Origin of the sequence: Natrinema versiforme, assembly GCF_005576615.1 — an archaeon.
Lineage (GTDB): Archaea > Halobacteriota > Halobacteria > Halobacteriales > Natrialbaceae > Natrinema > Natrinema versiforme_A.
In genome coordinates this window covers 721823-745524 of record NZ_CP040330.1, presented here as the reverse complement: position 1 = coordinate 745524, position 23702 = coordinate 721823, and the positions used below count along the sequence as shown (strand labels likewise).

The window sequence follows — 23702 nt, the reverse complement described above, 5'->3', positions numbered from 1 at the left end:
AGTGCAACGGCGCGGTCGGAGAACGATGACGAAAGAAACGACGATCGCGGGTTACAGCGGCGGCAGTCGGCCGACGTCGGAGAGGACCGCCGTCGCCGTCTCCGGACCGCCGGCACCGCGGCCGCTCGAGTGCAGGGAGCCGGCGTTGCGAGTTTCGATCTGGACGATGTTACGCGTGCCCGTGACTGCGAGGGCCCCGTTCTCGGGGACGAGCCGCGGGCCGACGCGGACGCCGTCGCGGGTCGCCTCGCCGATGAGCCGAATCGTGCGGCCGTCCTCGGCGGCGAGATCGAGCGCGCTGCCCGGAATGTCCTGGATACCCTCGACGGTCGCGTCCTCGAGCGAGAACCCGCCGTCAGCGAGCACGTTCGCGAGGATGACGAACTTGAGCGCGGCGTCGGTCCCGTCGACATCGAAGGTGGGGTCGGCCTCGGCGACGCCCAGATCCTGGGCCTCCGCGAGGACGTGCTCGTAGTCCAGTCCCTCGGCGGCCATCCGGGTGAGGATGAAGTTCGCCGTGCCGTTGAGCACGCCCCGGACCGCGGTGACGGCCTGTGGCGTGCAGTCTTCGACCGTCGAGAGCACTGGAATCGCGCCGCCGACGGTCGCTTCGAACCGGATCGAGCCCGCGCTGTCGGCCTCGAGCGCGCGGAGTTCCTCGTAGCGTTCGGCGACCGGGCCCTTGTTCGCGAGGACGACGTGGCGGTCGGCCTCGAGTGCGCGTTTCACGTGCGAGAAGCCGGGTTCGGCGTCGCCCAGCGTCGTCGGCGTCGCCTCGACCAGCACGTCGTACTCCATCTCGAAGACGTCTTCTGGGACGCCGGGGCCGAGGGCTTCGTCGCCGACCTTGCGCTCGAGGGCGTCGTCGACGGCGATTCCGTTCGGATTGACCGTCGCGGTAGTCGAGTCGGCGAGCGCGACGACCTCGTGATCGTATTCGCCGGCGAGATCGGCCACAGAGCGACCAACATCACCGGCACCGAGGATTGCGAGTTTCATCAGGCGTCACCTCCGAGCAGGGGTTCGACGACGGTCAGTTCCTTGTCCGTCCCGATCGAGCGGATCGCCGCGAGCGCTTCCGACGACCGGCCGGAGTCGATCGCGAGTCGGGCGCGCGCACTCGAGATGCCGCCGGTCCCTTCGGGCGCGGCGAGCGAGAGGTCGAGGACGACGGCGTCGGCTTCGTCCTCGATGCGGGAGAGCGTATTCGAGAGGTCGGTTTCGACGAGGTGGCCGACCAGTACGACGTTTATCTCCTCGCCGTAGTGCTCTGCGCCGGCCTGAATCACGTTGACGCCGGCACCGCGGAGCCCCTCGACGACGTCGTCGAACCGATCGGGGGGACACTCCAGATCGACCTGGACGGGGATGTGGCCGCGCGGCGTGATGTTGCCGCGCTCGTGGTGGATACTCAACAGATTGCCGCCGTTGTCGGCGATCGGGGCGAGCGCGCGGAGCAACTCGCCGGGTTCGTCGACGAGCTCGAGCCTGACGGTATAGGCTCGGAGGCCGCCGTCGGTCTCGGCGTCGGGGTCGTCCTCGTCGCCGTCCGCTGGCGGGTTACCCATCATCGACACCTCCTTTCTGCGGGCGTCTACTCGTCGTCATGATATCTGATGTCCGTAACGGGCGCGTAAAAGGATATAGGACTTGCCAAAACTCTCCGACCCTGTCAACGAGGGCCACGCGGCGTGCAGCCGCGAACGGCGATTTCCCAGCGGACTCAGAGGTGGTCTTTGCCCGGGTTCGACGAGCCCCAGTCGCCGCGACCGCCCTCGGTCCGGTCGACGCCCATGATGGTTTCGGGCTGGTCGGGGCCGCCGAGGCTGTCGCGCGCGTCGGGCACGCGGACGGTGACCTCGTCGATCTCGGGCCACGTGATGAGTTCGGCTTCGATGTTGCCCGTCGTCACGTCGCTGACCGAACAGCCCTTGCAGCCGCCGCCGAGTTCGATGATGACCTCGCCGGTCTCGGCGTCGGCCGCCCGCACTGCGCTGGTCCCGCCGTGCATCTGGATAATCGGCATCTCCCGGGCCATCCACTGCTCGACGCGTTCTTTCAGCGACGCCTCGTCCTCGGAGTCAGTCATGCCCCGTGCTAGGCACTCGAACGGTGTATAAGTTCGGTCACGCCGCCGAAATTCCACGGATTAATCCTGAACGTTTCCGCGCCGGCGCAGCCACTCGAGTCCCATCCCACCGACGGCGAGGCCACCGAGGGCGGTAAACCCGGGAATCGAGTCGTCGCCCCCGTCGGCTTCGGTTTCGTTGGCAGCCCCGTTCGTCTCGTTCGACCCGTTACTGTCGGCCCCCCAGCCGCCGGGCTCCTGCAGCGACGGCGGATCGGTTTGTTCGCCCGCTTCGATCGGGAAGGTATAGAGCGCCCCTTTGATCGACGTGTTCCGAATCGCCTCGGTACTGCTCGCGACGAACGTTTCGCCGGGCTCGAGGACCCGAGCCGTCCAGAAGCCGGTCTCGGCGGGGTCGCGCCACCACGCGAGTTGCTCGGGGTCAGCGGGATCGCTCACGTCGTGGATCTTCACGCCGGCGCGATACCACGACGAGTAGAGTCGGTCGTCGCGCAGTTCGAAGTTGTGCGATGTCGTCCACGTGCCCCCGCCGTATGACTCGTCGGTCGTCCGCGGGGGGTCGATCGACCCGCGGTGTACCGGCTCCGAAGGATCGCTCACGTCGTAGAGGTCGATCCCGCCCGGCCGATCGGGAGCCGGGCCGCCGGTCGCCCACGCCTCCCGCCCGACGGCCATGAGGTCGCCGGTCTCGTCGACCGCGGCGTAGTGATCGTTGCCCGGCAATCCGTAGGCGGCGTCCCGCCAGTCGTCGATCTCGCGTTGCTCCGCGAGCGTGGTCTCCGCGACGTGCGAGACGTATTCGGGCTCGGTCGGATCGGTGACGTCGACCAGATAGGTCCCCGCGTTCCAGTGGGCGAGGTAGGCCATCCCGTCGTGAACGTAGACGTCGTGGAGATAGCGGGCGAACATGTTGGTATCGCGCCAGCCGGGCTCGCGATCCAGCAGCGACCACGTGCCCACGTGGGCAATCTCGTCGCCGCCGACGTCGTAGATGACGAGCGGATTCTCCCGTTGTGTGTTCGCCGCGACGAACAGCAGTTCGTCCTCGAGGTAGCAGTTGTGGATGTGGTAGCCGGTTTCGTACGCGCCGATCGAGGCGGGGTCGGCGGGATCGCTCACGTCGTAGCAGCGAAATCCCTTGATTCCGGGACCCGGATTGGCCGGGCCCGCGACGACCAGTCGGTCGCCGTCGACGGTCACGTCGAGGATTTGGGACAGGGATTCCCCCTCGAGTTCGATGTCGCGTTCCTCGGCGAGGATTGTCGGGTCGGCGGGATCGCTCACGTCGACGGTCACGAACCCGGTCGCGACGGCGACGGCGGCGGTCTCCCCGTCGTCGCCGACGACGGCCTCTGCAGCGCTGCCGACCGGGACCTGACCGAGCGGTTCGTAGCCGCTCTGGCGCCGGGCGACCGCGGGACTCGATCGAGACGCCGCGGCTGTGCCCGGCAGGGACAGGGCGAGGCCGGCGGCACCACTCGTCGCGAGAAACGCTCTCCGCTCCATACCCACCGGTGGGTGCTGCAGGTACATAGAAGGTGGCTGCTCGCGGCCGCACTCGAGGCTCGTGGGCTCGTCTCACGTCTCCGCGATGCCGACTCGAGAGCGCTCGGGGCGTCGTCCGCGAGCGGTTCAGCCGCGCATCCGTCGCCGATCGCCGGTTCCCTCGGTCAGCGCGCTCGCCAGTGCGCCTTCGACGACGACGTCGTCGCCGAGGTCGGTGACCCGGATCTCGGGGACGTTCGTCATGACCATCTCGGAGACGCGCTCGCGGATGGGATCGACGACGAGTTCCTCGTTGTGCAGGGCGACCGCGCCGCCGAAGGAGACGACGATCGGCGCGAACGCGTGGACCACGTTGGTCACGCCGATCGCGTTCCAGTGGGCGAGCTGTTCGATGACGTAATCGGCCAGTTCGTCCTCCCCCGCCAGCTCGAAGACGTCCTTCGCCGTGAACTCCGCCCCCTCGAGCGGGAGATTCGTCGAGATCGTCGGGTCGTCCTCGGCGAGCAGCCGGGCGTAGTCGGGGATGGCGTTGCCCGAGCAGTAGGCCTCCCAGTGGCCCTCGCGGCCACAGCCACACGTCAGGCGGCCACGGGGATCGACGACGTAGTGGCCGACTTCGCCGACGTTGCCGTCCCAGCCGCTCATCACGGACCCATCACAGCAGACGCCGGCACCGATCCCCGAGGAGATAGTGATGTAGGCCATGTCGTCCGGGTTGCTGGCGGCGTGAAAGCGCTCGCCGATGACGCCCGCGGCGGTGTCGTTGTGGAGGTAGACGTCCTCGCTGTCGATCAGTTTCGCGATCGGTCCCGTCAGTGGGATCCGGTCGATCGAACTCGGGAGGTTGGCCGGATCGATCACCGCGCCCTCCGCGAGGTCGAACGGCCCGATCGAGCCGATCCCTGTGGCGGCGATTCGCTCGGGGTCGACCCCGGCGTCGCCACACGCCTCGCGAAGCGTTCGAAGCACACCCTCAGTCACGTCGATACCCGTCGGCCCGCGTGGTGTGGATCGGCGACTCACGCCGATCGTCGTCCCGTCGGCCTCGGCGACGATGGCCCGGACGTTGGTCGCGCCGAGATCGACGCCCGCATAGTAGACCATGTTGTCCTAGCGACGACCGTCACCGTACTTAACTACCCAGATTATACTCGGCGACGAGTAGCAATTTCGATACGTTACGGAGCCGATAGCGAGACGGCGGCGAACGGAATCGGTGACCGCCTCGCGGTGGCGTCGCTACTCCATTACGTCGAGGTCGCGGAAGTACGTGATCGGACAGGGTGCCTGCAGGATGATTTCCTGTGAAACGGAGCCGAGAACGGCCTTTTCGGCGGGCGAGCGCCGCCGGCCGCCGACGACCATCCGGTCCGCGTCGACATCGATCGCCATATCGACGACCGTCGTGCTGACCTCGCCGAGCGCGCCCTTGATCTCGTACTCGACGCCGGCCGCCTCGAACCGCTCGGCGAGTTCCGGGACCGGCGCACGCCGGGCGGCGACCGCGTCGGGATCGACGTCCTCGACGCGGTCATCGAAGCCGAGGTCCTCGCGGACGTCCTCGTACTCGTCCGCCGTGAACGCGTGCCCGATCACGACGGTCGCCTCGAGGGGGTCCGCGATCTCGAGGACCGTTTCGGCGAGTTCCGGCGCGCGCACTGTGTCCATGGGACCGACCGCGAGAAGCACCGTATCGATTGCCATACGCTCACAATGGTCTGGCCACCCGCTTAAGTATTCTCGTCAAGGCGGTATTACAGCACGCTCGTCATGTCGCGTGGCGTCGTCACTCGGACGACACTGTGGCGTACTGCGCGAGGTCACCCGACGCGACCGAGCAGCGGTCTATTCGTCGTGACGGACGAACGTGACCGGACAGGGAGCCGACAGCATGACTTCCTGTGCCGTCGAGCCGAAGACGGCCTTGCCCGTCGGCGAGCGCCGCCGCCCGCCGACGATGACTCGGTCGGCTTCAGTACTCGCCGCCAGATCGACGATCGTCGGTCCGTGTTCCCCGACGCCTCCCTGTACCTCGTAGTCGACGCCGTGTTCCTCGAGGACCGACTCGAGGTCGTGGATCGTCGAATGGCGCGCCGCGACCGCGTCGGGGTCGACCGTATCGGCGTCCGTATCGAACTCGAGGCGGTCGAGTACCTCGTCGTACTCGTTGCTCGTGAACACGTGTGCGAGAACGACGGTCGCGTCGGCGGGCTTCGCTACTTCGAGGACCGCTTCGGCCAGTTGATCGCTGCGGTCGGCGTCACCGGGACCGACGGCGAGCAACACTGTATCTAACATAGCAGAGGGGTTACCTGTCCACCGCCGTAAATCCGCGGGTTAGGGAACACCGTCCGCAGCGGGGCACTTGCGTGTGCGTAACCGGTCGATTTTTCCACGCCGTCACCGACGGCTGGGACATGGAGGGACCGGATCTCGACGGGCAAACGGTACTCGTTACGGGCGCAGCGGTCGGTGTCGGTCGCGAACTCCTGCTTTCGACGGCCGACTGCGGTGCGCGGACGGCGGTTCACTACCACACGAGCGCCGATGCCGCTCGCGAGGTGGCCGACGAGGCCCGCGAACGCAGCGGGTCCGACGCGATGACGATTCAGGGCGACGTGACCGATCCCGAGAGCGTCGACGGGCTCTTCTCGGCCGTCGAGGCCGAACTCGGGAGCGTCGACGTGCTGGTGAACAACGTCGGCGACTTCGCGCCCGCCCACTGGGCCGACCTCGAGTTCGAGGCGTGGAACCGCGTCCTCGAGACCAATCTCAACGGGACCTATCTCTGTTCGAAGCGGGCGCTGCCCGAGATGCGAGAGGGCGAGTACGGGCGGATCGTGAATATCGGCTACGCCTCGAGCGAGCAGGGCCTCGTGAGTCCGAAGAACTTCCCCTATTTCGTCGCGAAGAAGGGCGTGTTGATGTTTACGCGCATGCTCGCGGCCGACACGCAAGACGACGGGATCACGGTCAACGCTATCTCGCCGTACGTCGTCGAGAACTCCGCGGAATTTCCCGAGGAACTGCCCCGCGACCGGCCCGCGAGCTTCGAGGACCTGATCGCGCCGCTGTACTTCTTCCTCGACCCGGAGAGCGGCTACGTTAGCGGGGAAAACCTCGAGGTCGACGGCGGCTGGCTCCCCGAGACGGTGTGAGTGCGACGAACAGTCGAACCGCGGCGCAGTGCGCCGCGGGTAGTTTTTGGTCCAGATTTTTGCGAGGAGCGGGTCTCGAACGGAGTGAGAGACCCCGACGCAGTAAAACGGTGGGTGTAGAACCTCGAGGTCGACGGCGGCTGGTTGCCGGAGTCGGTGTGATGTCGGAGCGATTACGTCCGAGCAGTTCCATCTCCCTCGTATGAGTGGTCGAATCCGGGCGATCCACGTCGCGTCGGCACAGGGCGCACCGATGGACCGAGTCGACCGCGTCGAGGCGGTCGCCGGGCGGGGTCTCGAGGGAGACCGCTACTTCGCCAGCGAGGGCACGTTCGCCGACCGCGAGGGGTGTGATCTGACCCTGATCGAATCGGAAGCCCTCGAAGCGGTCGAGCGCGACTACGATATTCCCCTCGAGCCGGGGGTGCACCGACGAAATCTCACGACGGAGGGCGTCGCGCTGAACCGACTGGTCGGCGAGCGGTTTCGGATCGGGGCGGTCCTCTGCGAGGGCATAGAGCTCTGCGAGCCGTGTTCGTACCTCGAGTCCCACCTCGAGAAACAGGGCGTCCGCGAGGCGCTGGTTCACCGCGGCGGGCTTCGGGCGCGGATTCTCGAGGGCGGGACGGTGACAGATAGAACGCGCGTCGAACGGGTCTGAGGCGTCGCCTTTGTCGCAGCGGAGCCGGTCCGGCTCGGCCAGCGGACTGTTTTGGCTTCGGCTCGCCGCCGGCCGAGCCGCACCACAGTTATGGGGGCTCTCGTACTCGGTTCGCCCATGCGAGTCGCAGTCGCCGGTACGTTCGGGCCGCTCCACGACGGCCATCGATCCCTCTTCGAGCACGCGCTCCGCTTCGGCGACGGCGGCGTCGTCGTCGCGGTAACGGGCGACGAACTGGCGGTCGAAACGCGTCACGAACCCCGCCCGATCCCGTCGCTCGAGGAGCGGACCCGAGCCGTGACCGACGAACTCGCCGCCCTCGACGAGTGGGATCGGGAGGTCGAACTGCGTACGCTCGAGTCCGAGTACGGGATCGCAACGGACGAGCCGTCGATCGACGCGCTGGTGATCTCCCCCGAGACGGCTCCCGAACTCGAGGCGATCAACGAGCGACGGCGCGAACGCGGATTCGAGCCGCTGTCGGGAATCGTCGCGCCCTACGTCTACGCCGACGACGGCGAGCGAATCTCCTCGACCCGGATCGTGAAGGGCGAGATCGACGAGCACGGGCGGGTGCTCGAGTAGGTGTGACGACGGCCACAGCAGCCGTTACACGAACGCGAGCGGCACCATCACGAGTACCCCGACGGCGATGCCACCCGCGAGTTCGGGCTTCCCGCCTCGAGGCAGTCGCTCCCCGATCTCGAGCGCTTCGGGGACGAACTCCGTGAGCACCAGATAGATCATCGCGCCGGCGGCGAAGCCGAAGCCGTAGGGGAGGAACTCCCGGGCGTAGCGGACGAAGCCGAACGCGAGGACGGCCCCGATCGGCTGGGGGAGACTCGAGAAGACGGCCCACCAGACCAGCTTCCAGTTGGCGATGTCCATCGAGCGCAGCGGGATCGAGATCGCGGTCCCCTCGGGAATATTGTGGATCGAAATCGCGATCGTCATGAAAATCGCGAGGACTGGGACCGTAAAGCCGAGGAGTTCGGTGCCGCCCTCGAGGCCGAGATCGGCGAAGGAGACGCCGATGGCCACGCCCTCGGGAAAACTGTGGACGGTCAGAATTCCGAGAATGAGGACGAGTTTCTTGAAATCGGCTTCCTCGTACTGGTGGGGATCGATCTCGGTGTCCATCAGCACGTCGTGTGCGAGGACGACGAGCGCGACCCCGGCCGCCATCCCGATCGCGATCTCGAGCGGAGTCCCCTCGGCCAGCCCCTCCTCGACGAGGCCGAACAGCGATGCCGAGACCATGATCCCGGAGGAGAGCCCCCAGAGGATCACGTTTCGCCGGTCGCTGAGTCCCTCGAAGAAGAAAAACGGGAGCGCGCCGAGACCGGTCGCAAGCGCCGTGATCAGGCCGGCGACGAACACCAACACGAGGTTCTCGAGCAGCGCCATCCGTCGGAACGTGGAACCGGAGATATAAATCGGCGGCGGAGACGGTCTCTCTGGCCGTTTCGGTGTCGATAGAGCCCTCGTATGCGGGGTCGTGGTCGGGATTTACGTCGATCGCATCGACCGGTACCGTCAACAGCCGTCCGTCGAATAGGTGGCGTATGTCACTGTGGAGGTCCCGCCGCACCGGCTACTACATCGGGCTAGTGGTCGTAACGACCGTCGTCTCCACGCTGGTGTACAATTACGGAATGGCGACGTGGGAGAACGATCCGCAGCCGCTCTTTCGATCGCTCGGAATCGTCTTTCAATCGTTCACCACGACCGGATACGGCGAGGATGCGGGCTGGGCGACGCCGCAAATGTATATCTTGACCATCGGGTTGCAAGTCATGGGGATCGGCCTGATCCTCACCGCGGTCGATGTCTTCGCCGTCCCGTGGCTTCGAAACGCGCTCTCGACGACGGCCCCGACGGCCGTTCCCGATCTCGAGGATCACGTGATCATCTGCGAGTACACGTCCCGCGGAGAGGCGTTCATCGAGGAACTCGAGTCCCGCGGGCAGGAGTACGTCGTCGTCGAGTCCGACGAGGGGACGGCGACCGAACTACACGAAACGGACCGGCGGGTCGTCCACGGGGGCCCCGAGTCGACCGACGTCCTCGAGAACGCCGGCATCGAACGGGCGACGGCGGTCGTGGCCGATTCAGCCGACGACACGAACGCGAGCATCGTCCTCTCGGCGCGGGAGGCCAACCCCGACGTGCGGATCGTGACGCTGGTCGAGGACCAGCGGCTGGGGGAGTACCACCGGATCGCGGGCGCGGACGAGGTGCTCTCGCCGCGCCAGTTGCTCGGCGAGAGCCTCGCCCACCGGGTGCCGACGGCCGTGACGACCGCGGTCGACGAGGGCGTCGAAATCGGAAACGGGCTGGAACTGGTCGAACTCTCGATCGCGGAGGGGAGCGACCTCTGCCGGCGGACCGCCGGCGACGTCCGGCTCCGCGAGCGATTCGGCGTCGACGGCATCGGCGCGTGGATCGACGGCGAGTTCGAGAGCCCGATTCCGCCGGATCGCGAACTCGATACGGGCACGCGACTGCTCGTCGCGGGGGACGCTGACCGGATCGACACCTTGCGATCCGAGGCGGCGTCGACAGTCCAACCCTTCTCGGCCCGGCACGTCGTGATCGCCGGCTACGGCGAAGCGGGGGACGCGGCGGGAGAGGCGCTCGCCGAGACGGACTCTCGAGTGACCGTTCTCGACAGCGCCGACAAGGAGGGCGTCGACGTGATCGGTGACGCCCGCGATCCGACGGCGGTCCGCGAGACCGGCATCGACGACGCGTCCGCGGTGATCGTCACCCTCGACGACGACACGACGGCGATCTTCGCAACGCTCGTCGCGCGGGACCTGAACCCGTCGGTCGACATCGTCGTCCGGGCGAACGACGCGGAAAGCGAGCAGAAGCTGTACCGGGCCGGCGCGGACTACGTGCAGTCGCTGGCGACCGTCAGCGGGCGGATGCTCGCTTCGACCGTCTTCGAGGACGAGGAGGTGCTCGCCGTCGACAGACAGATCGACGTCGTGAAACTCCCCGCGGGGCGGCTGGCGGGACGGACCGTCGTCGACGCCGACGTCCGCTCGCGGACGGGCTGTACCGTCCTCGCCGCCGTTCGCGACGGCGAGACGATCGTCGAGTTCGACCCCTCGTCGTTCGTCCTCGAGAGCGACGACGCGGTCGTTCTCGCGGGCACGGACGAGAGCGTTCAGTCCTTCGAGTCACAGTTTCTCGCCTAATTCGCCGCCGGCTCTCCGAAGCGGTCGCTGGGTTTTCGGTCACAATCGTAACGACGACGAGTAGCGGGCGGTAACCGAGTTGGCCGCGACGGCTTACAGCAAGGAGCCGAGATCGAAATCGAGGCGCTGTTTCGCGAGGTCGACGAGCAGCGGCGCGTCCCCGGGCTCGAGCAGGCGTGCGATCGCGAGGGTGTCGCCCTTATTCGCTTTGGCCAGCGTGTCGTCGTCGAGTCGCTGGAGGTCCCGCATGAGCTTGTCGTAGCGGTCGTTCGGCGCGAGATAGAGGAGCTGGGTCATCAGCAGTCGGCTCTTGGCGTTGGGTGCGACGTCGCGGTGCCAGAGGGTTTCGTAGACCTCGAGGTTCTCGGCGGTCGGCTCGACGCCGTCGTGTTTGAGGACGCTATCGGCGGTGGCGGCGGCGGCCCGACCCGACAGCATGCACTTGTTGATCCCCTCGCCCCAGAGCGGGTCGAGGCTCGGAACGGTGTCGCCGATCGCCATGAACCGATCGGTGTGGAGGTCGCCGGGTGCCTGAATGTGGGCCGATCCGCGGTGCTGTTTGCCCTCGATCCGCTCTGCGTCCTGGAACCGCGGATCGGTATCGAGCCAGTGAGAGAGGTAGTCGTCGATGGTGAAATCGTCCCGGCTGTACTGGTCGTGGCTGTCGTTCTGAATGTAACAGAGGCCGACCTTGGCGGTGTCCTCGCCGGTGTGGAAGATCCAGGAGTAGCCGCCGGGCGCGATATCGTGGTCCAGGCGCAACATCATGGCGTCGCGCAGGTCGGCGAAGCCGGGGCGATCGATATCGATCCCCTCGAACTCGTACTCGATGCCGATGGCCTGGTTCTCGCGTTCGAGGTCGACGACGCCGAGTTCCTTCGCGAGGGGCGCGTTCGGTCCCGTCGCGTCGATGACGATGTCGCCGTAGACCTCCTCGTCGCCGTTGTAGGTGACGCCGGCGATCTCGCCGTTCTCCATGATCGGCGCGGTGACGCGGGCGTCGAAGCGGTACTCGGCGCCGCGGTCGCGGCTGTCGCGGACGAGATACCGCTTGAAGTCCGCGAACTCCAGTACCGCGCCGGTCTGGTCGCGGACGTAGTGTTCGGTCGGCGACTCGAGGACGACGCTGTCGGTGTACTGCATCACGACATCGTCCGGGATGCCGAACGCGGCCATCATGGAGTGGAACGTCCCCGCGGTGGACTTGTTGCTCTGACGCGGGAACCCGTCCTCGGCCTCGGTCTCGAGGACGACGACGTCGTACCCTCTGGCGGCGAGATCGCGGGCACACTGTGCGCCGGCGGGGCCGGCACCGGCGATGACTACGTCGTAGCGATCGTTCATGTAATCGAGACTGTGGTGGGCCTTAATTAGTCTGTCCTGTTGCGGTCGTTCGGTCGACGCCGACCCGCTCGAGTGTCGGTCAGTCCACGTCCGAGTCGCGCGCTTGCGGGCAGTACTACGCCGCTCGAGGCATTTACAGGTGGGGGCCGAACGCTCCCGTTGCCCCGAACAGCGGCGGAAACGACTACCGGACGATCGTCACCGGAACGGGTGCCTGCCGGGCGATCCGTTCGGCGACGCTACCCAGTAACACCCTCGAGAACCCGGTCCGGCCGTGGCTTCCGACGATGATTCGATCGACGTCGTTGGTCGCGGCGTAGTCGACGATCGCGTCGGCCGGCTGGCCGATAACCGTCTCCGTCTCGAGCGAACAGCCCTCGTCGGCCGCACGGTCTTCGGCCGACGCGAGCAGTTCCCGGGCAGCCTCCTGCTGGCGCTCGAGCAACACGTCCGGACCGAGGTGTGCCACCTCGCCGTAGCTGCTATTGGTCGGGTCGACGGCGTGGACCACAGTGATGTCGTCGTCAACGTGTTCGGTGCACGCGAACTCGAGGGCCGCCCACCCCGGCTCCGAGTCGTCGAGCGCGACCAGCAGGTGCATACCGGTCGGTACGGGGACGGGCTACTTGAGTGTCAGCATCTCCCACACCTGTTCGACCGTCATCGATCGTCCCCTCTCGGCCTCGAAAGAACGACGCGGCGGTACTCGAGGCGCATCCGCTACTCGGAGTAGCCTTCCTGCAGGAACGCCCCTTCGGTCTCGTACATCGACACCAATTCCTCGATGAGTTCCGCCGGTGTCTCACCCTCCTCGCAGTGGCTGTCGAGTCGGTCCTTCAGGTCGTCGCTGATCTCGAGCGTGTGTGTCATGGGTAATGGGTATCGGAGCGGTCGTGGCAGCGATAGTGACGTCGACGCACGGTCGGACGCGTCACCGCTAGTCTCGAGTGCCAGCATCAAATAGGTCCGGGGCGCGTGTGCAGCCGGGTTCGCTCACCTCGGTCGGTCGAGACAGTTCCCACCTCGACCGTCGCTGGTCTCACCGGCACGGGACGGCCGTTCGTTTACCCGGCTCGTCGTCGTAGCGACTGCATATGACAGCACCATTGACCGACGACGCGGTCGGGAAAACGGTCGTCGACGTCAAGGGGAAGGAACTCGGAATCGTCGCGAAGGTCGAGGGCCAGCGGGCCTACGTCGACCCCGATCCGAGCGTCGCGGAACAGGTGCTCGCCTCCGTCGGCTGGGAGGGCGAAGACGACGAGGACTACGTCGTCACCGAAGACATGCTCCAGCGGGTCGACAACGAAGTCGTCCTGCGCGGCGAACTCTGAGTCCGGCTCGTCGCGGTCGCCGACTCACTCGACCGACCGGTCGTCGAACGACTGCTCGCGCCACGTCGTCCAGTCGTAGAGCCGCTCGAGTTCGCCGCCCTGCTGGCGGATCGCTACGGCGGTGTCGAACAGGAAGGCGGCGACGAGCGTCGTCCCGACGAGCCACGCGGCGTCGGCGAGCGCGCCGTAGCCGTTCAGGTGGGTCGCGAGCAGGTCGACGAAGACGACCGCAGTCACGCAGACGATCGCCGGCAGCAGGTGGCGGGTCAGCGCGGCGAACGTCGTCCCCTCGTGGACGCGAACGGCGCGGACGGCGTAGAGCACCGCCCACGCCGACGTGACGACCCAGCCGACCGCCACGACCAGCCGGCTCGAGGAGGTCTCGACCAAGAACGTGGCCCACCACGCGGCGATAAACCCGGCGACGACGACGTAGTCCGCCCACGCGGGCAGCAGCCGAGAGCGGTCGTCCGCACCCGGCTGTTCGTGGTACATCGCGCGGATCGCCAGCGCGAGAAAGAGGATGAAAAAGAGGATCGCACCGTCGACGAACCGGCCGATCCACTCGGACTCGAGCAGCAGCGAACTGACGCCGGCGGCGGCGTAGACGATCGCCGCACCGATGCCGATCAGGAGGAACCACTGTTCGGTACCGGCCTCGACGGCGAGGACCTCGCGGACGTAAATCGTCCCGTAGTAGAGCAACACCGTCGCTGCGACACCCATCGCGAGATACGCGAACAACCGTCCGATCGCGACCGTCGCGGCCGGATCGCTGGCATCGAACGTCATCGCCGAAATGGGGGCGAACACCATCGGGTGACACTGGCAGTCGAACCGATATAAGTATACAACCCTGTTTCCATCGGTCGGGAAGGCGGTTCGGTTTCTGCGTTCTCCCTGCTGTGAGAACCGTGCTATCACGCGCGATGGACTGACCGGCGGTATCGTACCGATGGCTCTCACTCTCACCCTCTCGAGTCGGTCTCACAACGAATCGAAAAGAGTCGAGGCTGGCGGGCGATTCCGCTCACGGATCACGGATCTTCGTCGTAGAGGTCGCGGGTGGGCTCGCCGTCGACGTTGACGACGCCGAGTGCGCCGCGGCGGCCGGCGCGGGTCAGCGCGTGGTCGACGATCTTGACCGGGCCGGGCACGGGGAACTCCATCTCGGCGGCGGTGGTGGTTCCCGGCGCGACGGGCGCGGTCTCGATGTTTTTCTCGGGGTCGGTCAGGAGGTCGCCGTCGCGGTAGTAGCGGCTCCAGACGTTCCCGATGGGGTGGAGCGAGCTCAGCAGGTTCGGGCCGCCGTTGGCGAAGTAGACGCGGGCGGTTTCGCCAGTTTCGGCTTGCATGGGCTGGCCGCCGTCCTTGGTGAAGCCGTAGGCTTGGCCGTTGAAGACGACGTAGGTGGGCTGTTCGGCCAGCATCGCGTCGAAGTCGAAGCTGTGGTGGCCCTCCTCGCCGACCTCGCCGTCGGTGTAGATCTCGTGTTGGCCGAGGTAGTACTCGGTGTCGACCTCGGGGAGGCCGTCCTCGGGCTCGACGAGGATCGAGCCGAACATCCCGCTGCTGATGTGCATGTCCATGTTCGGGATCGCACAGTGGTAGATGAACACGCCCGCGTAGTCGGCCGTGAAGCTGATCTGTGTCGGGTCGTCGCCCGGCCCGATCGTGGTCGCGTCGGCCCCGCCGCCGGGGCCGTAGACCGCGTGGAAGTCCATGTTGTGCCCGACCTTGTTCATGTCCTCGGGCACCTCGAACGTGAGGTTCACCCGATCGCCGCGCCGAACTCGGATCATCGGCCCCGGCACCTGCCCCTCGAAGGTCATGTACTCGAAGGTGACCCCCGGCTCGATCTCGGCGGTCACCCGTTCGGTTCGGATCGTGATGTCGTGTTCGCGGGGCTCGTCCCAGTCGACCGGAGCCGGGATGTCCGTGGGGTCCCGCGCGATTCGGTCGACATCGACAGCCTTCGCTGCTGGCAGTCCCTCCTCATCCGCCGATGTGTCGCTTTCCGCACCGTTCCCCTCCGCATCGCCGCCGAGACAGCCGGCCACCGCACCGACACCGGCCGCCCCGAGCGCCTGTAGTACGTGTCGTCGGTTGAGTCGGGTCGTGGTCATTGGTCTTCTCCTCACTTGCTCGTAGGGGGGACATACGTTCAGTCGTATCGACGATTCCCGGGCGATGGTAAGCGAGTTGACGTGTACCACCATATCGAGGGTGCTTAAATACTACTTCGTCTATCGGCACAATTCGGCCTCGATAGCGCCCAATACGGAGGTCGTCGGAGAGGTGAGCGGCTCGGATACTGTCGAACTCTCTCATTCCCGAGATAGATCCGAACGACCGACAGCGGAGTAACCGTCAGACCGAACACGGGACCGCCCGAACGACCCCGTAATGGAACCGATCGATATCCGCGAGACGATGCCGGCCCTCGAGTCGACCGTCTACTGCAACTGGGGCGCCGGCGGGCCGAGCCCGCGCCGCGTCGTCGACGCGGCCGAATCGGCCCTCGAGCACTCCGCGGGGATCCTGCCGTGGCAGCGCCTCGAGCGCGAGTACGGCGTCGAGGTACGGGTGCTCGAGACTGAGAGTGGGCGGCTCGATCTCGCGGCCGTGAAAGCGGCGGCCGAAGACGCGACGCTGTTCTGTGTGAGTTCGCTCACGTGGACCCACGGGACGCGACTGCCGGTCTCGGAGATCGTCGACATCGCCCACGACGCCGGGGCACTGGTGCTCGTCGACGCCGTTCAGTCGCCCGGGCAGGTACCCGTCGACGTGCAGGGGTGGGGTGCCGACTTCGTCGTCGCGGCGGGCCACAAGTGGCTGCTCGGTCCCTTCGGTGCCGGCTTCCTCTATGTCCGCGACGGCGTCGAGACGGACTGCGTCCCCGCCGCGATCGGCTACCGAAGCGTCGAGGACGAGAACGCCGGCGACTATCGGTACGCAGCGGGCGCGCGGCGGTTCGAGGTCGGCACCGCGAGCCCCGCTCCCTACGCCGGGCTGACGGAAGCGATCGCGGTGCTCGAGGACGTCGGGATCGATACGATCCAGCGCCGGATCGAGATGCTCACCGACCGTCTCAAAGCGGGCGTTCCGGACGAGAGACTGTTGAGCCCGCGCGAGTACGAGTCCGGACTGGTGACGATCGACGTGGACGATCCGGAGACGACCGTCGAGCGCCTCGCCGATCGGGGGATCGTCGTCCGACCGCTGCCGACGCCGGACGCGATCCGCGCGTCGGTCCACGCGTTCAACGACCGAGCGGACGTGGACGCGGTGCTCGAGGCCCTCGAGAACGAGTTCTGACCGCGGAATCGGTTACTCGGACTGCGATTCGGATTCGGGTTCCGACTCGGCTTCAGCGGACGCGGCCGCGGCCTCGACCATCGTCTCCCGCTCGTCGAAGTACGCCGGCGCGTCGGCGTCGGCCTCGAACTCGATGACGCGGGTCAGCGCCTCCTGTCCGTCGTCGACGGCCGACGACAGTTCCTCGGCGAGGTCGGTGTACCCGGCGGCGAGATCCTGAAACGCCTGCATGCGGGCCTGTTTCGCCTCGACGAGCAGCTGTTTCTCCTCGAGTTCCTGCTGTAACTCCTCGATCGCCGCGACGTCGACCTCGCTCGCGTCCGGCACGTCCGCGGTCGACGGGGATTCGGTCGCTTCCACCTCGTCCGGCAGCGCCTCGAGGCGCGACCGGATCTCGGCCATCTCCTGATCGATCTCGTCGAGCAGTTCGTCGGCTTCCTCGCCCATCGTCTCGACGCTGCCCGAGAGGAGACCGGCCTGCGTGCGGCAGTACTCGACGAATTCGTCGACCGCGAGGTCGTCCGCGGCGTCGTCGCTCATACGCGTCCTTTGGGCTGCCAGCCGAAGTTACTTTGGTCCTGACGGTGGGGCCGGGCACCAGGTTCGCTCGAGGAGGTCGAGACGGAACGTCCCCGTAGTCCAGAAAGAGAGCGGCGGCTATCGGGTATAGCGCTCCGAAAAACGGAATCAGCGTTCGTCGCGGTGAGCGACAACGGGCGGTCGTTATTACCTGCGGACGAGGTTCGTCGCGGGGGATCCCTTGGGGAATAATCCGTTTATTTAATACATTTAAATAATACAGTGATATTATTTAATAACTGTTATTTAGCATGACCATCTAGTAAGACAATCATCACCAACTTCTTGACTAAGTGTAACTCCACCATCTGAACCATAATCAAATGTGACTGAATCTGATTGCGTAATCCCATAAATTGACACATATGAAGTAGCTTCAGCGTTAGCATACTCATGCATGAGATTGTGCCAGTCTTCGTCTTCATCAAATTCATCCCCATCAACCTCCAAGGTTACTTCAGCTGAAGAACCATCAACTTCAAAACTCACGCCCGGAGGGATAGAGACCTCTGAAACTGCTGCTCCATGAAATTCAATTTCTGAAGAAAGCGTTACTGTCTCTGGGACTTCTTCGAAAGCTGTAGTTGTTTGGCCAGAACCTTCGGCCTCCCACTTGAGTTGGTTTTTAAGATCGGCTTCACCTTCGATTTCAGAGTACAGATCATGATACCCCATATTATCGTCTTCCATGGTAGTATCGCTATCGGAATATTCCTGATTCGCTTGAATAGAGATTCTATCGTTAGACTTGTAATTTTTCTCGTTTAATTCAGGAGTTCTGATAACCTCAGATTTGTTACCACTAACAATAGGAACAATCACTTCTTCTGAAGCAGTCCCTATAGTTGGATTCTTCTTTGAAACAACCAAAGTAGCATTTGCATACGTGATGTCCTCTTCGGATATATTTTGATTATTTGTGATTTTCTCTGTATTGATAGACTTCACAGAGGAATTAGAATCTATACCTTCTGGAGATGATTGGACTGCTATCGTGCTGCCAGTGGCTCCTACAATTCCGGCTACTACTACTACTAACGGAAGGATTTTTCTTCTAATCATCCATGCCTCTATATTTCTTATTGTCATATATGTCTTTTGCTATAATAGTAGATTGAATTTAAAGGACTAGTAGCACACTACAGTAGTGGTCTTTCAGACACGTTAAGTCACTCCGGCCACTGACTCAACCACGATTGATCGTCCACCGAATCGATCACCACCACACCTAATTTCGATCATACTATTATGAGTAAGAACACCATCGAAGTGCGCGGCGCGGAGGAGCACAACCTCAAGGACATCGACGTGACGATCCCCCGCGAGGCGTTTACCGTCGTCACCGGCCTCTCGGGTTCGGGCAAGTCCTCGCTGGCGTTCGAGACGGTCTACGCGGAAGGCCAGCGCCGGTACATCGAGAGCCTCTCCGCCTACGCGCGGAACTTCCTCGGCCAGATGGACAAACCGCAGGTCGAGACCGTCGAGGGCCTCTCGCCGGCGATCTCGATCGACCAGAAGAACGCCGCGAACAACCCCCGATCGACGGTCGGGACCGTCACCGAACTCCACGACTACCTGCGGCTGCTCTACGCCCGCGTCGGCACGCCCCACTGCCCCGAGTGCGGTCGCGAAGTCGGCGAGCAGTCGGCCCAGAACATGGTCGAGCGCATCCTCGAGCTGCCCGAGGGAACCAAGGCCAAACTCGCGGCACCCGTCGTCCGCGACCAGAAGGGTGCGTTCGAGGATCTCTTCGAGGAACTCGTCTCCGAGGGGTACGCCCGCGTCGAGATCGACGGCGAGGAGTACGACCTCGCGATGGACGACCCCGATCTCGACGAGAACTTCGATCACACCGTCGACGTGATCGTCGACCGCGTGAAGGTCTCGACCGAGGCCCGCCCGCGGATCATCGACAGCGTCGAGACGGCGCTCGACGAGGCCGAGGGCGTCCTGAAGGTCATCCTGCCGGACGCCTCCGAAGAAGTCGCCGCGGACCTCGGCGAAGAGGCCCGCCGGACCGGTGCGCTCGGCGAGGAGACCGAGGCGAACGACCGGTTCGTCGTCGAGTTCTCGAAGGATCTCGCCTGTACGCACTGCGGGATCGATATCCCCGAGATCGAGACCCGATCGTTCTCGTTCAACTCGCCCCACGGTGCCTGTCCGGAGTGTGAGGGACTCGGCGAGACGAAGGAGGTCGACGAGGACCTCGTCCTGCAAGACGAGTCCAAGCCGCTCAAGCACGTCTTCGAGCCGTGGAGCTACAACCGCTCGTACTATCAGACCCGCCTCGACGCCGTCGCCGAGCACTTCGGCGTCTCGCTGTCGACGCCGTTCGAAGACCTCGACGAGGACGTCCAGCAGGCGTTCCTCTACGGCACGGACGGCGAAGTGGTGTTCAAGCGAAGCACCAAGAACGGTACCCGCCGGAAGCGGAAGCACTTCGAGGGCGTCATCCCGAACTTAGAGCGCCGGTACCTCGAGACCGACTCCGACTCGACCCGCGAACACATCGAGGACTACATGTCGGTCACGGAGTGTCCGGCCTGTGACGGCACCCGCCTGAAGCCCGCCTCGAGAGCGGTGCTGGTCGACGGTACCGCCATCACGGAGATCAACGCGATGAGCATCGGCGACGCTCGCGACCACTTCGAGGCGATGGAAGCGGACCTCACCGAGCGCGAGAAGGTCATCGCCGAGGAGATCCTGAAAGAGATCCGGGCGCGACTCGGCTTCATGTGCGAGGTCGGCCTCGACTACATCACGCTCGATCGGGAGGCCTCGACGCTCTCGGGCGGTGAGAGCCAGCGGATTCGGCTCGCCACGCAGATCGGCTCCGGTCTCGTGGGGGTCCTCTACGTGCTCGACGAGCCCTCGATCGGACTCCACCAGCGGGACAACGACCGGCTGCTGGATACCCTCGAGGAGCTCCGCGATCTGGGCAACACCCTCCTCGTGGTCGAACACGACGAGGAGACGATGCGCCGGGCGGACAACGTCATCGACATGGGGCCCGGCCCCGGCAAGCGCGGCGGCGAGGTCGTCGCCAACGGCTCCGTCGAGGAGGTCACGGCGACCGAGAACTCGGTCACCGGCGACTACCTCTCCGGTCGACGACAGATTCCGGTCCCCGACGAGCGACGCGACCCCGACGGCGCGCTGACGATCCGCGGCGCGCGCCAGCACAACCTCAAGGACCTCGACGTCGACATCCCGCTGGGCTGCTTCACCGCCATTACGGGCGTCTCAGGCTCCGGGAAGTCCACCCTCATGCACGAGGTGTTCTACAAGGGCCTCGCCCGTCAGATGAACGACAACACGTCCGTGATTCCGGGCGATCACGACGCCCTCGAGGGGCTCGATCAGATCGAGACCGTGCGGCTGATCGACCAGTCGCCGATCGGCCGGACCCCGCGATCGAACCCCGCGACGTACACCAGCGTCTTCGACTACATCCGCGAGCTGTTCGCTTCGACGAAGCTCGCGAAACAGCGCGGCTACGAGAAGGGGCGCTTCTCGTTCAACGTCAAGGGCGGTCGCTGCGAGGAGTGTGGCGGGCAAGGAACGGTGAAAATCGAGATGAACTTCCTGAGCGACGTCTACGTTCCCTGCGAGGAGTGCGACGGCGCGCGCTACAACGACGCCACGCTCGACGTCACCTACAAGGGCAAGACCATCGCCGACGTTCTCGAGATGTCGGTCGAGGAGGCCTACGACTTCTTCGAGTCATCGAGCCAGATCCGCCGGCGGCTCAAGCTGCTGAAAGACGTCGGACTCGACTACATGAAACTCGGCCAGCCCTCGACCACGCTGTCGGGCGGCGAGGCCCAGCGGATCAAGCTCGCCGAAGAGTTGGGGAAGAAGGACTCGGGCGAGACGCTCTATCTGCTCGACGAGCCCACCACCGGGCTCCACAGCGAGGACGAGCGCAAGCTCATCGACGTCCTCCACCGGCTGACCGACAACGGCAACACCGTCGTCGTCATCGAGCACGAGCTCGACCTCGTGAAGAACGCCGATCACGTCATCGACCTCGGCCCCGAGGGCGGCGAGAACGGCGGCGAAATCGTCGCCACCGGGACGCCGGAAGACGTCGCGCGACTCGAGGACTCCCACACCGGGCGCTACCTGCGCGACCTGCTGCCGAAGATCGACCTCGAGGGGCCGCGCGGCGAGCGGGTCGAGCCCGTGACGGCGCCGATGGACGACGACTGATCGGAGCCGATCGGTGTCCGGCAGCGACGCCGGCGACTCGAGCGGACCGGCCGACGGGACGCGACTCGAGCGCGCCGGCACCCGCTCGCGACCGAGTGGGAACGACTAACTGCGTTCCGGCGAAACCGACCGCTCGATGAGCGGACTGAAGGCCGTCGTTCGCCGCGGGTTCACCGGTGGCGGCGTCGCGACCCTGCTGTTAGCGGGACTGTTCGTCGTCGGTGGCGACCCGAGCGGAGCGTCGACGCTACTTCTCGCCGGCTGGCTCGCCGTCGTCGGCGTCGCGTTGCTCCTCGCCGGCACTCGTGAGCGACTCGTCGTCGCGGGTCGGCCCGTCGGTTGGCCCCGCGTGGCCGCCGTCGGGATCGGCGCGCTCGCGGTCGGCACGGGAGTGTTCGGAATCACCCAGCTCCGCTCGCTCGAGGTCGCCAGCGGTCCGTGGCTGCTCACCGTCGCGATCACGGTCTTCGCGATGGGCTATCTCGCCTGGTTCGCCCGCGAGTGCTGGACCGGCGGCCGGCGACTGGACGGGGAGATGTTCGCCGTCGAGTAACGGTCCGATCGCGTGGCCGTCCGTTTCAACGGGTGGCGCTGCCGCCCGTTCTTTTCACCACCGGCGTTGTCGAGTCGCTATGAGCGCACGCGACCGGGAGCTGTCCACGACCGCGGACGGCGAAGAGAGCCAGTTGACCTACCAGAAGATAACCGAATCGCCGCTCAGGCGCTGGCTGATGCTCGACGGTCACCGACTGGCGATCGCCGGACTACTGACGGCGGGCCTGTACGCCGCCGTCATCGCGCTGTACGTCGCCGGACTGTTTCCGGTGACCGACGCGGGAACCGTCGTGACGCTCTACGGCTCGCTCGTCGGCGGAACGCTGCCGTTCATCACGATCGTCCTGGCGATCAACCAGCTCGTCCTCTCCCAGGAATTGGGCTGGACGCCGGATCTCAGGGATCGGTTCGACGGCATGACCGAGTTTCAACGAGACGTCGAGGAACTGACCGAGTCGGGCGTCAGTCCGGCGTCACCGGCCGCCTTCCTGAACGTCATCGTCACCGCGACCGTCGTCCGCGCCCGGCGGCTTCCCGACGCGCTCGCGGACGACGCCGACCCGGACAAGCGGGCGGAAGTCGAGCGGTTCATCGAGACCTTCGAGTCGGACGGCGAGACGGTCTCGAACGCGCTCGAGGACGCCGAATTCGGGACGTTCGAGGCGCTGTCGGCAGTGCTCGGTCACCATCAGGGGAACTACTACCACGCGGCGCGGACGTTCCGAGACGAGTGGGACGACGTCTTCGACGAGACGGAACCGCTCGAGGAGTTGATCGAACTGCTGGGCTTTCTCGCGGTCGCCCGCCAGACGTTCAAGACGCTGTACGTCCAGCACGAACTCGCCGTCCTCTCGCGGATGTTGCTATACGTCGGGTTTCCGACGCTGGTCGGCGGCGGGCTGCTCATGCTCTCGTACTCGCAGTTAGTCGGGGCGATCTCGAGTACGTGGCTCCTCTTGGCGATCGCCGCCGGCGGCGTCGTCCTCGTCTTCCTCCCGTTTATGGTCCTGCTGAGCTACGCGCTCCGGATCGCGACGATCGCCGCACGAACCGCCGATTTCGGTCCCTTCGTCCCGCGAGCCTCGAGCTGATAGCATGACGTGGCCGTTCCGTACGGGTCCAGCCCCGGCGACGGCCTCGAGAGCCCGCTTCCGAGCGAGCCTCGATTACTCGGGACTCGGCGACTGGACGCGAGAAATGTAGCCCGCCAGATCCGACGTCGTGACCATGCCGATGACGCCCTCGTCCTCGTCGATGACGGGGATGTGGTGAAAGCCCCGTTCGACCATCGTGTCCGCGGCGTCGCGGATGCTGTCCTGGGCCGTGACCGTCACGACGTCGGCGCTCATGTACGTCGAGACCGGCGTCTGGTCTTTCGGCTTCTGTTCGGCGACGATCTTGACGAAGTCCGTCGTCGTCAGGATCCCCTCGAGCCGGTTGTCGTCGTCGACGACGACGACCGAGCCGATTTCGTTGTCGAGCATTTCCTGTGCGGCGTCCTCGACGAGCGTGTCCGGCGCCACCGTGTGCAGTGACGAGGACATGACTCGAGCGACGAAAATATCCTCCATACTGTACCGTATTCGGTATACAATATAAGGATTGTCGGACTGGAGCCGCTCCGGACGAGCGCGGAGACCGCACAGGCGGCGATCGTCGGTCGATCGGTCCCGGGATGACAGACAGCGAGCAGGTCGTGCCCACATTTAAGTAGGGATTCGGCCATACACGGTGACGTAC

General features: G+C 65.4%; 25 protein-coding genes. 9 read left to right on the top strand and 16 right to left on the bottom strand.

Translation table 11 applies throughout. The annotated features are described in order from the left end of the window. Nucleotides 1–51 precede the first annotated feature (51 nt). The 7 genes from FEJ81_RS03610 to FEJ81_RS03580 all read right to left on the bottom strand — a co-directional run bounded on the left by FEJ81_RS03610 (nucleotide 52) and on the right by FEJ81_RS03580 (nucleotide 5893). Nucleotides 52–999 (bottom strand): homoserine dehydrogenase, encoded by a 948-nt coding sequence (locus FEJ81_RS03610; protein ID WP_138243993.1) that lies wholly within the window; start codon nucleotides 997–999, stop codon nucleotides 52–54. Continuing rightward, complete coding sequence (locus FEJ81_RS03605; protein WP_138243992.1) at nucleotides 999–1568, bottom strand: amino acid-binding protein; 570 nt, start codon at nucleotides 1566–1568, stop codon at nucleotides 999–1001. Before FEJ81_RS03605 ends, FEJ81_RS03610 begins: the two co-directional genes overlap by 1 nt. A gap of 155 nt (nucleotides 1569–1723) precedes the next feature. Next, nucleotides 1724–2089 (bottom strand): NifU family protein, encoded by a 366-nt coding sequence (locus FEJ81_RS03600; RefSeq protein WP_138243991.1) that lies wholly within the window; start codon nucleotides 2087–2089, stop codon nucleotides 1724–1726. A gap of 60 nt (nucleotides 2090–2149) precedes the next feature. Next, complete coding sequence (locus tag FEJ81_RS03595) at nucleotides 2150–3595, bottom strand: LVIVD repeat-containing protein (RefSeq protein WP_138243990.1); 1446 nt, start codon at nucleotides 3593–3595, stop codon at nucleotides 2150–2152. 126 nt (nucleotides 3596–3721) lie between these two features. After that, complete coding sequence (locus FEJ81_RS03590) at nucleotides 3722–4699, bottom strand: ROK family protein (RefSeq protein ID WP_138243989.1); 978 nt, start codon at nucleotides 4697–4699, stop codon at nucleotides 3722–3724. 135 nt (nucleotides 4700–4834) lie between these two features. Next, the gene (locus tag FEJ81_RS03585; protein ID WP_138243988.1) at nucleotides 4835–5299 is read right to left on the bottom strand and encodes a universal stress protein; all 465 of its coding nucleotides are present in this window, start codon (nucleotides 5297–5299) and stop codon (nucleotides 4835–4837) included. 141 nt (nucleotides 5300–5440) lie between these two features. Beyond that, entirely contained in the window at nucleotides 5441–5893 is a 453-nt protein-coding gene (locus FEJ81_RS03580) for a universal stress protein (protein WP_138243987.1), read from the bottom strand. A gap of 119 nt (nucleotides 5894–6012) precedes the next feature. Between FEJ81_RS03580 and FEJ81_RS03575 the strand changes: the two genes are divergently transcribed. From FEJ81_RS03575 to FEJ81_RS03565, 3 genes are all read left to right on the top strand, one after another. After that, complete coding sequence (locus FEJ81_RS03575; RefSeq protein WP_138243986.1) at nucleotides 6013–6753, top strand: SDR family NAD(P)-dependent oxidoreductase; 741 nt, start codon at nucleotides 6013–6015, stop codon at nucleotides 6751–6753. 202 nt (nucleotides 6754–6955) lie between these two features. Further along, on the top strand, nucleotides 6956–7414 hold the full coding sequence (locus tag FEJ81_RS03570; protein ID WP_138243985.1) for an MOSC domain-containing protein: 459 nt from the start codon (nucleotides 6956–6958) through the stop codon (nucleotides 7412–7414). A 117-nt stretch (nucleotides 7415–7531) separates the two neighbouring features. Further along, nucleotides 7532–7999, top strand: a complete 468-nt coding sequence (locus tag FEJ81_RS03565; RefSeq protein ID WP_138243984.1) for a phosphopantetheine adenylyltransferase — start codon at nucleotides 7532–7534, stop codon at nucleotides 7997–7999. Nucleotides 8000–8023: 24 nt separating this feature from the next. On the opposite strand, the gene FEJ81_RS03560 is transcribed toward FEJ81_RS03565, so the two are convergent. Continuing rightward, on the bottom strand, nucleotides 8024–8821 hold the full coding sequence (locus FEJ81_RS03560; protein WP_138243983.1) for a ZIP family metal transporter: 798 nt from the start codon (nucleotides 8819–8821) through the stop codon (nucleotides 8024–8026). Between the two features lie 158 nt (nucleotides 8822–8979). Between FEJ81_RS03560 and FEJ81_RS03555 the strand changes: the two genes are divergently transcribed. Continuing rightward, entirely contained in the window at nucleotides 8980–10620 is a 1641-nt protein-coding gene (locus FEJ81_RS03555) for a potassium channel family protein (RefSeq protein WP_138243982.1), read from the top strand. 93 nt (nucleotides 10621–10713) lie between these two features. Here FEJ81_RS03555 and FEJ81_RS03550 read toward each other — a convergent pair whose 3' ends face one another. The 3 genes from FEJ81_RS03550 to FEJ81_RS23020 form a co-directional block, all read right to left on the bottom strand. After that, nucleotides 10714–11964, bottom strand: coding sequence for a digeranylgeranylglycerophospholipid reductase (locus tag FEJ81_RS03550; RefSeq protein WP_138243981.1), 1251 nt, complete (start codon nucleotides 11962–11964; stop codon nucleotides 10714–10716). 184 nt (nucleotides 11965–12148) lie between these two features. Continuing rightward, a complete protein-coding gene (locus FEJ81_RS03545; RefSeq protein WP_138243980.1) occupies nucleotides 12149–12565 on the bottom strand; it encodes a universal stress protein in 417 nt (138 codons plus the stop codon). Nucleotides 12566–12684: 119 nt separating this feature from the next. Then, complete coding sequence (locus tag FEJ81_RS23020) at nucleotides 12685–12834, bottom strand: DUF7557 family protein (RefSeq protein WP_175416347.1); 150 nt, start codon at nucleotides 12832–12834, stop codon at nucleotides 12685–12687. A gap of 224 nt (nucleotides 12835–13058) precedes the next feature. On the opposite strand from FEJ81_RS23020, the gene FEJ81_RS03540 reads away from it, so the two are divergent. Next, on the top strand, nucleotides 13059–13298 hold the full coding sequence (locus FEJ81_RS03540) for a hypothetical protein (RefSeq protein WP_138243979.1): 240 nt from the start codon (nucleotides 13059–13061) through the stop codon (nucleotides 13296–13298). A 24-nt stretch (nucleotides 13299–13322) separates the two neighbouring features. Here FEJ81_RS03540 and FEJ81_RS03535 read toward each other — a convergent pair whose 3' ends face one another. Next, on the bottom strand, nucleotides 13323–14114 hold the full coding sequence (locus tag FEJ81_RS03535) for a hypothetical protein (RefSeq protein ID WP_138243978.1): 792 nt from the start codon (nucleotides 14112–14114) through the stop codon (nucleotides 13323–13325). Nucleotides 14115–14335: 221 nt separating this feature from the next. Beyond that, nucleotides 14336–15424, bottom strand: coding sequence for a copper-containing nitrite reductase (gene nirK / locus FEJ81_RS03530; protein WP_138243977.1), 1089 nt, complete (start codon nucleotides 15422–15424; stop codon nucleotides 14336–14338). A 280-nt stretch (nucleotides 15425–15704) separates the two neighbouring features. Between nirK and FEJ81_RS03525 the strand changes: the two genes are divergently transcribed. Next, the gene (locus tag FEJ81_RS03525; protein ID WP_138243976.1) at nucleotides 15705–16616 is read left to right on the top strand and encodes an aminotransferase class V-fold PLP-dependent enzyme; all 912 of its coding nucleotides are present in this window, start codon (nucleotides 15705–15707) and stop codon (nucleotides 16614–16616) included. A gap of 12 nt (nucleotides 16617–16628) precedes the next feature. Here the strand turns inward: FEJ81_RS03525 and FEJ81_RS03520 are convergent, their stop codons facing one another. Both FEJ81_RS03520 and FEJ81_RS03515 read right to left on the bottom strand, forming a co-directional pair. After that, nucleotides 16629–17156 (bottom strand): hypothetical protein, encoded by a 528-nt coding sequence (locus tag FEJ81_RS03520; RefSeq protein ID WP_138243975.1) that lies wholly within the window; start codon nucleotides 17154–17156, stop codon nucleotides 16629–16631. Between the two features lie 285 nt (nucleotides 17157–17441). Further along, nucleotides 17442–18284, bottom strand: coding sequence for a hypothetical protein (locus tag FEJ81_RS03515; protein ID WP_138243974.1), 843 nt, complete (start codon nucleotides 18282–18284; stop codon nucleotides 17442–17444). A gap of 159 nt (nucleotides 18285–18443) precedes the next feature. Here FEJ81_RS03515 and uvrA point away from each other — a divergent pair, with 159 nt between their 5' ends. The 3 genes from uvrA (at nucleotide 18444) to FEJ81_RS03500 (ending at nucleotide 23053) form a co-directional block, all read left to right on the top strand. Further along, on the top strand, nucleotides 18444–21407 hold the full coding sequence (gene uvrA / locus FEJ81_RS03510) for an excinuclease ABC subunit UvrA (protein ID WP_138243973.1): 2964 nt from the start codon (nucleotides 18444–18446) through the stop codon (nucleotides 21405–21407). A 136-nt stretch (nucleotides 21408–21543) separates the two neighbouring features. Beyond that, nucleotides 21544–21960, top strand: a complete 417-nt coding sequence (locus FEJ81_RS03505) for a hypothetical protein (protein WP_138243972.1) — start codon at nucleotides 21544–21546, stop codon at nucleotides 21958–21960. A 79-nt stretch (nucleotides 21961–22039) separates the two neighbouring features. After that, a complete protein-coding gene (locus FEJ81_RS03500; RefSeq protein WP_138243971.1) occupies nucleotides 22040–23053 on the top strand; it encodes a hypothetical protein in 1014 nt (337 codons plus the stop codon). 75 nt (nucleotides 23054–23128) lie between these two features. Here the strand turns inward: FEJ81_RS03500 and FEJ81_RS03495 are convergent, their stop codons facing one another. Next, the gene (locus tag FEJ81_RS03495) at nucleotides 23129–23533 is read right to left on the bottom strand and encodes a CBS domain-containing protein (RefSeq protein WP_138243970.1); all 405 of its coding nucleotides are present in this window, start codon (nucleotides 23531–23533) and stop codon (nucleotides 23129–23131) included. Between the last annotated feature and the right edge of the window lie 169 nt (nucleotides 23534–23702).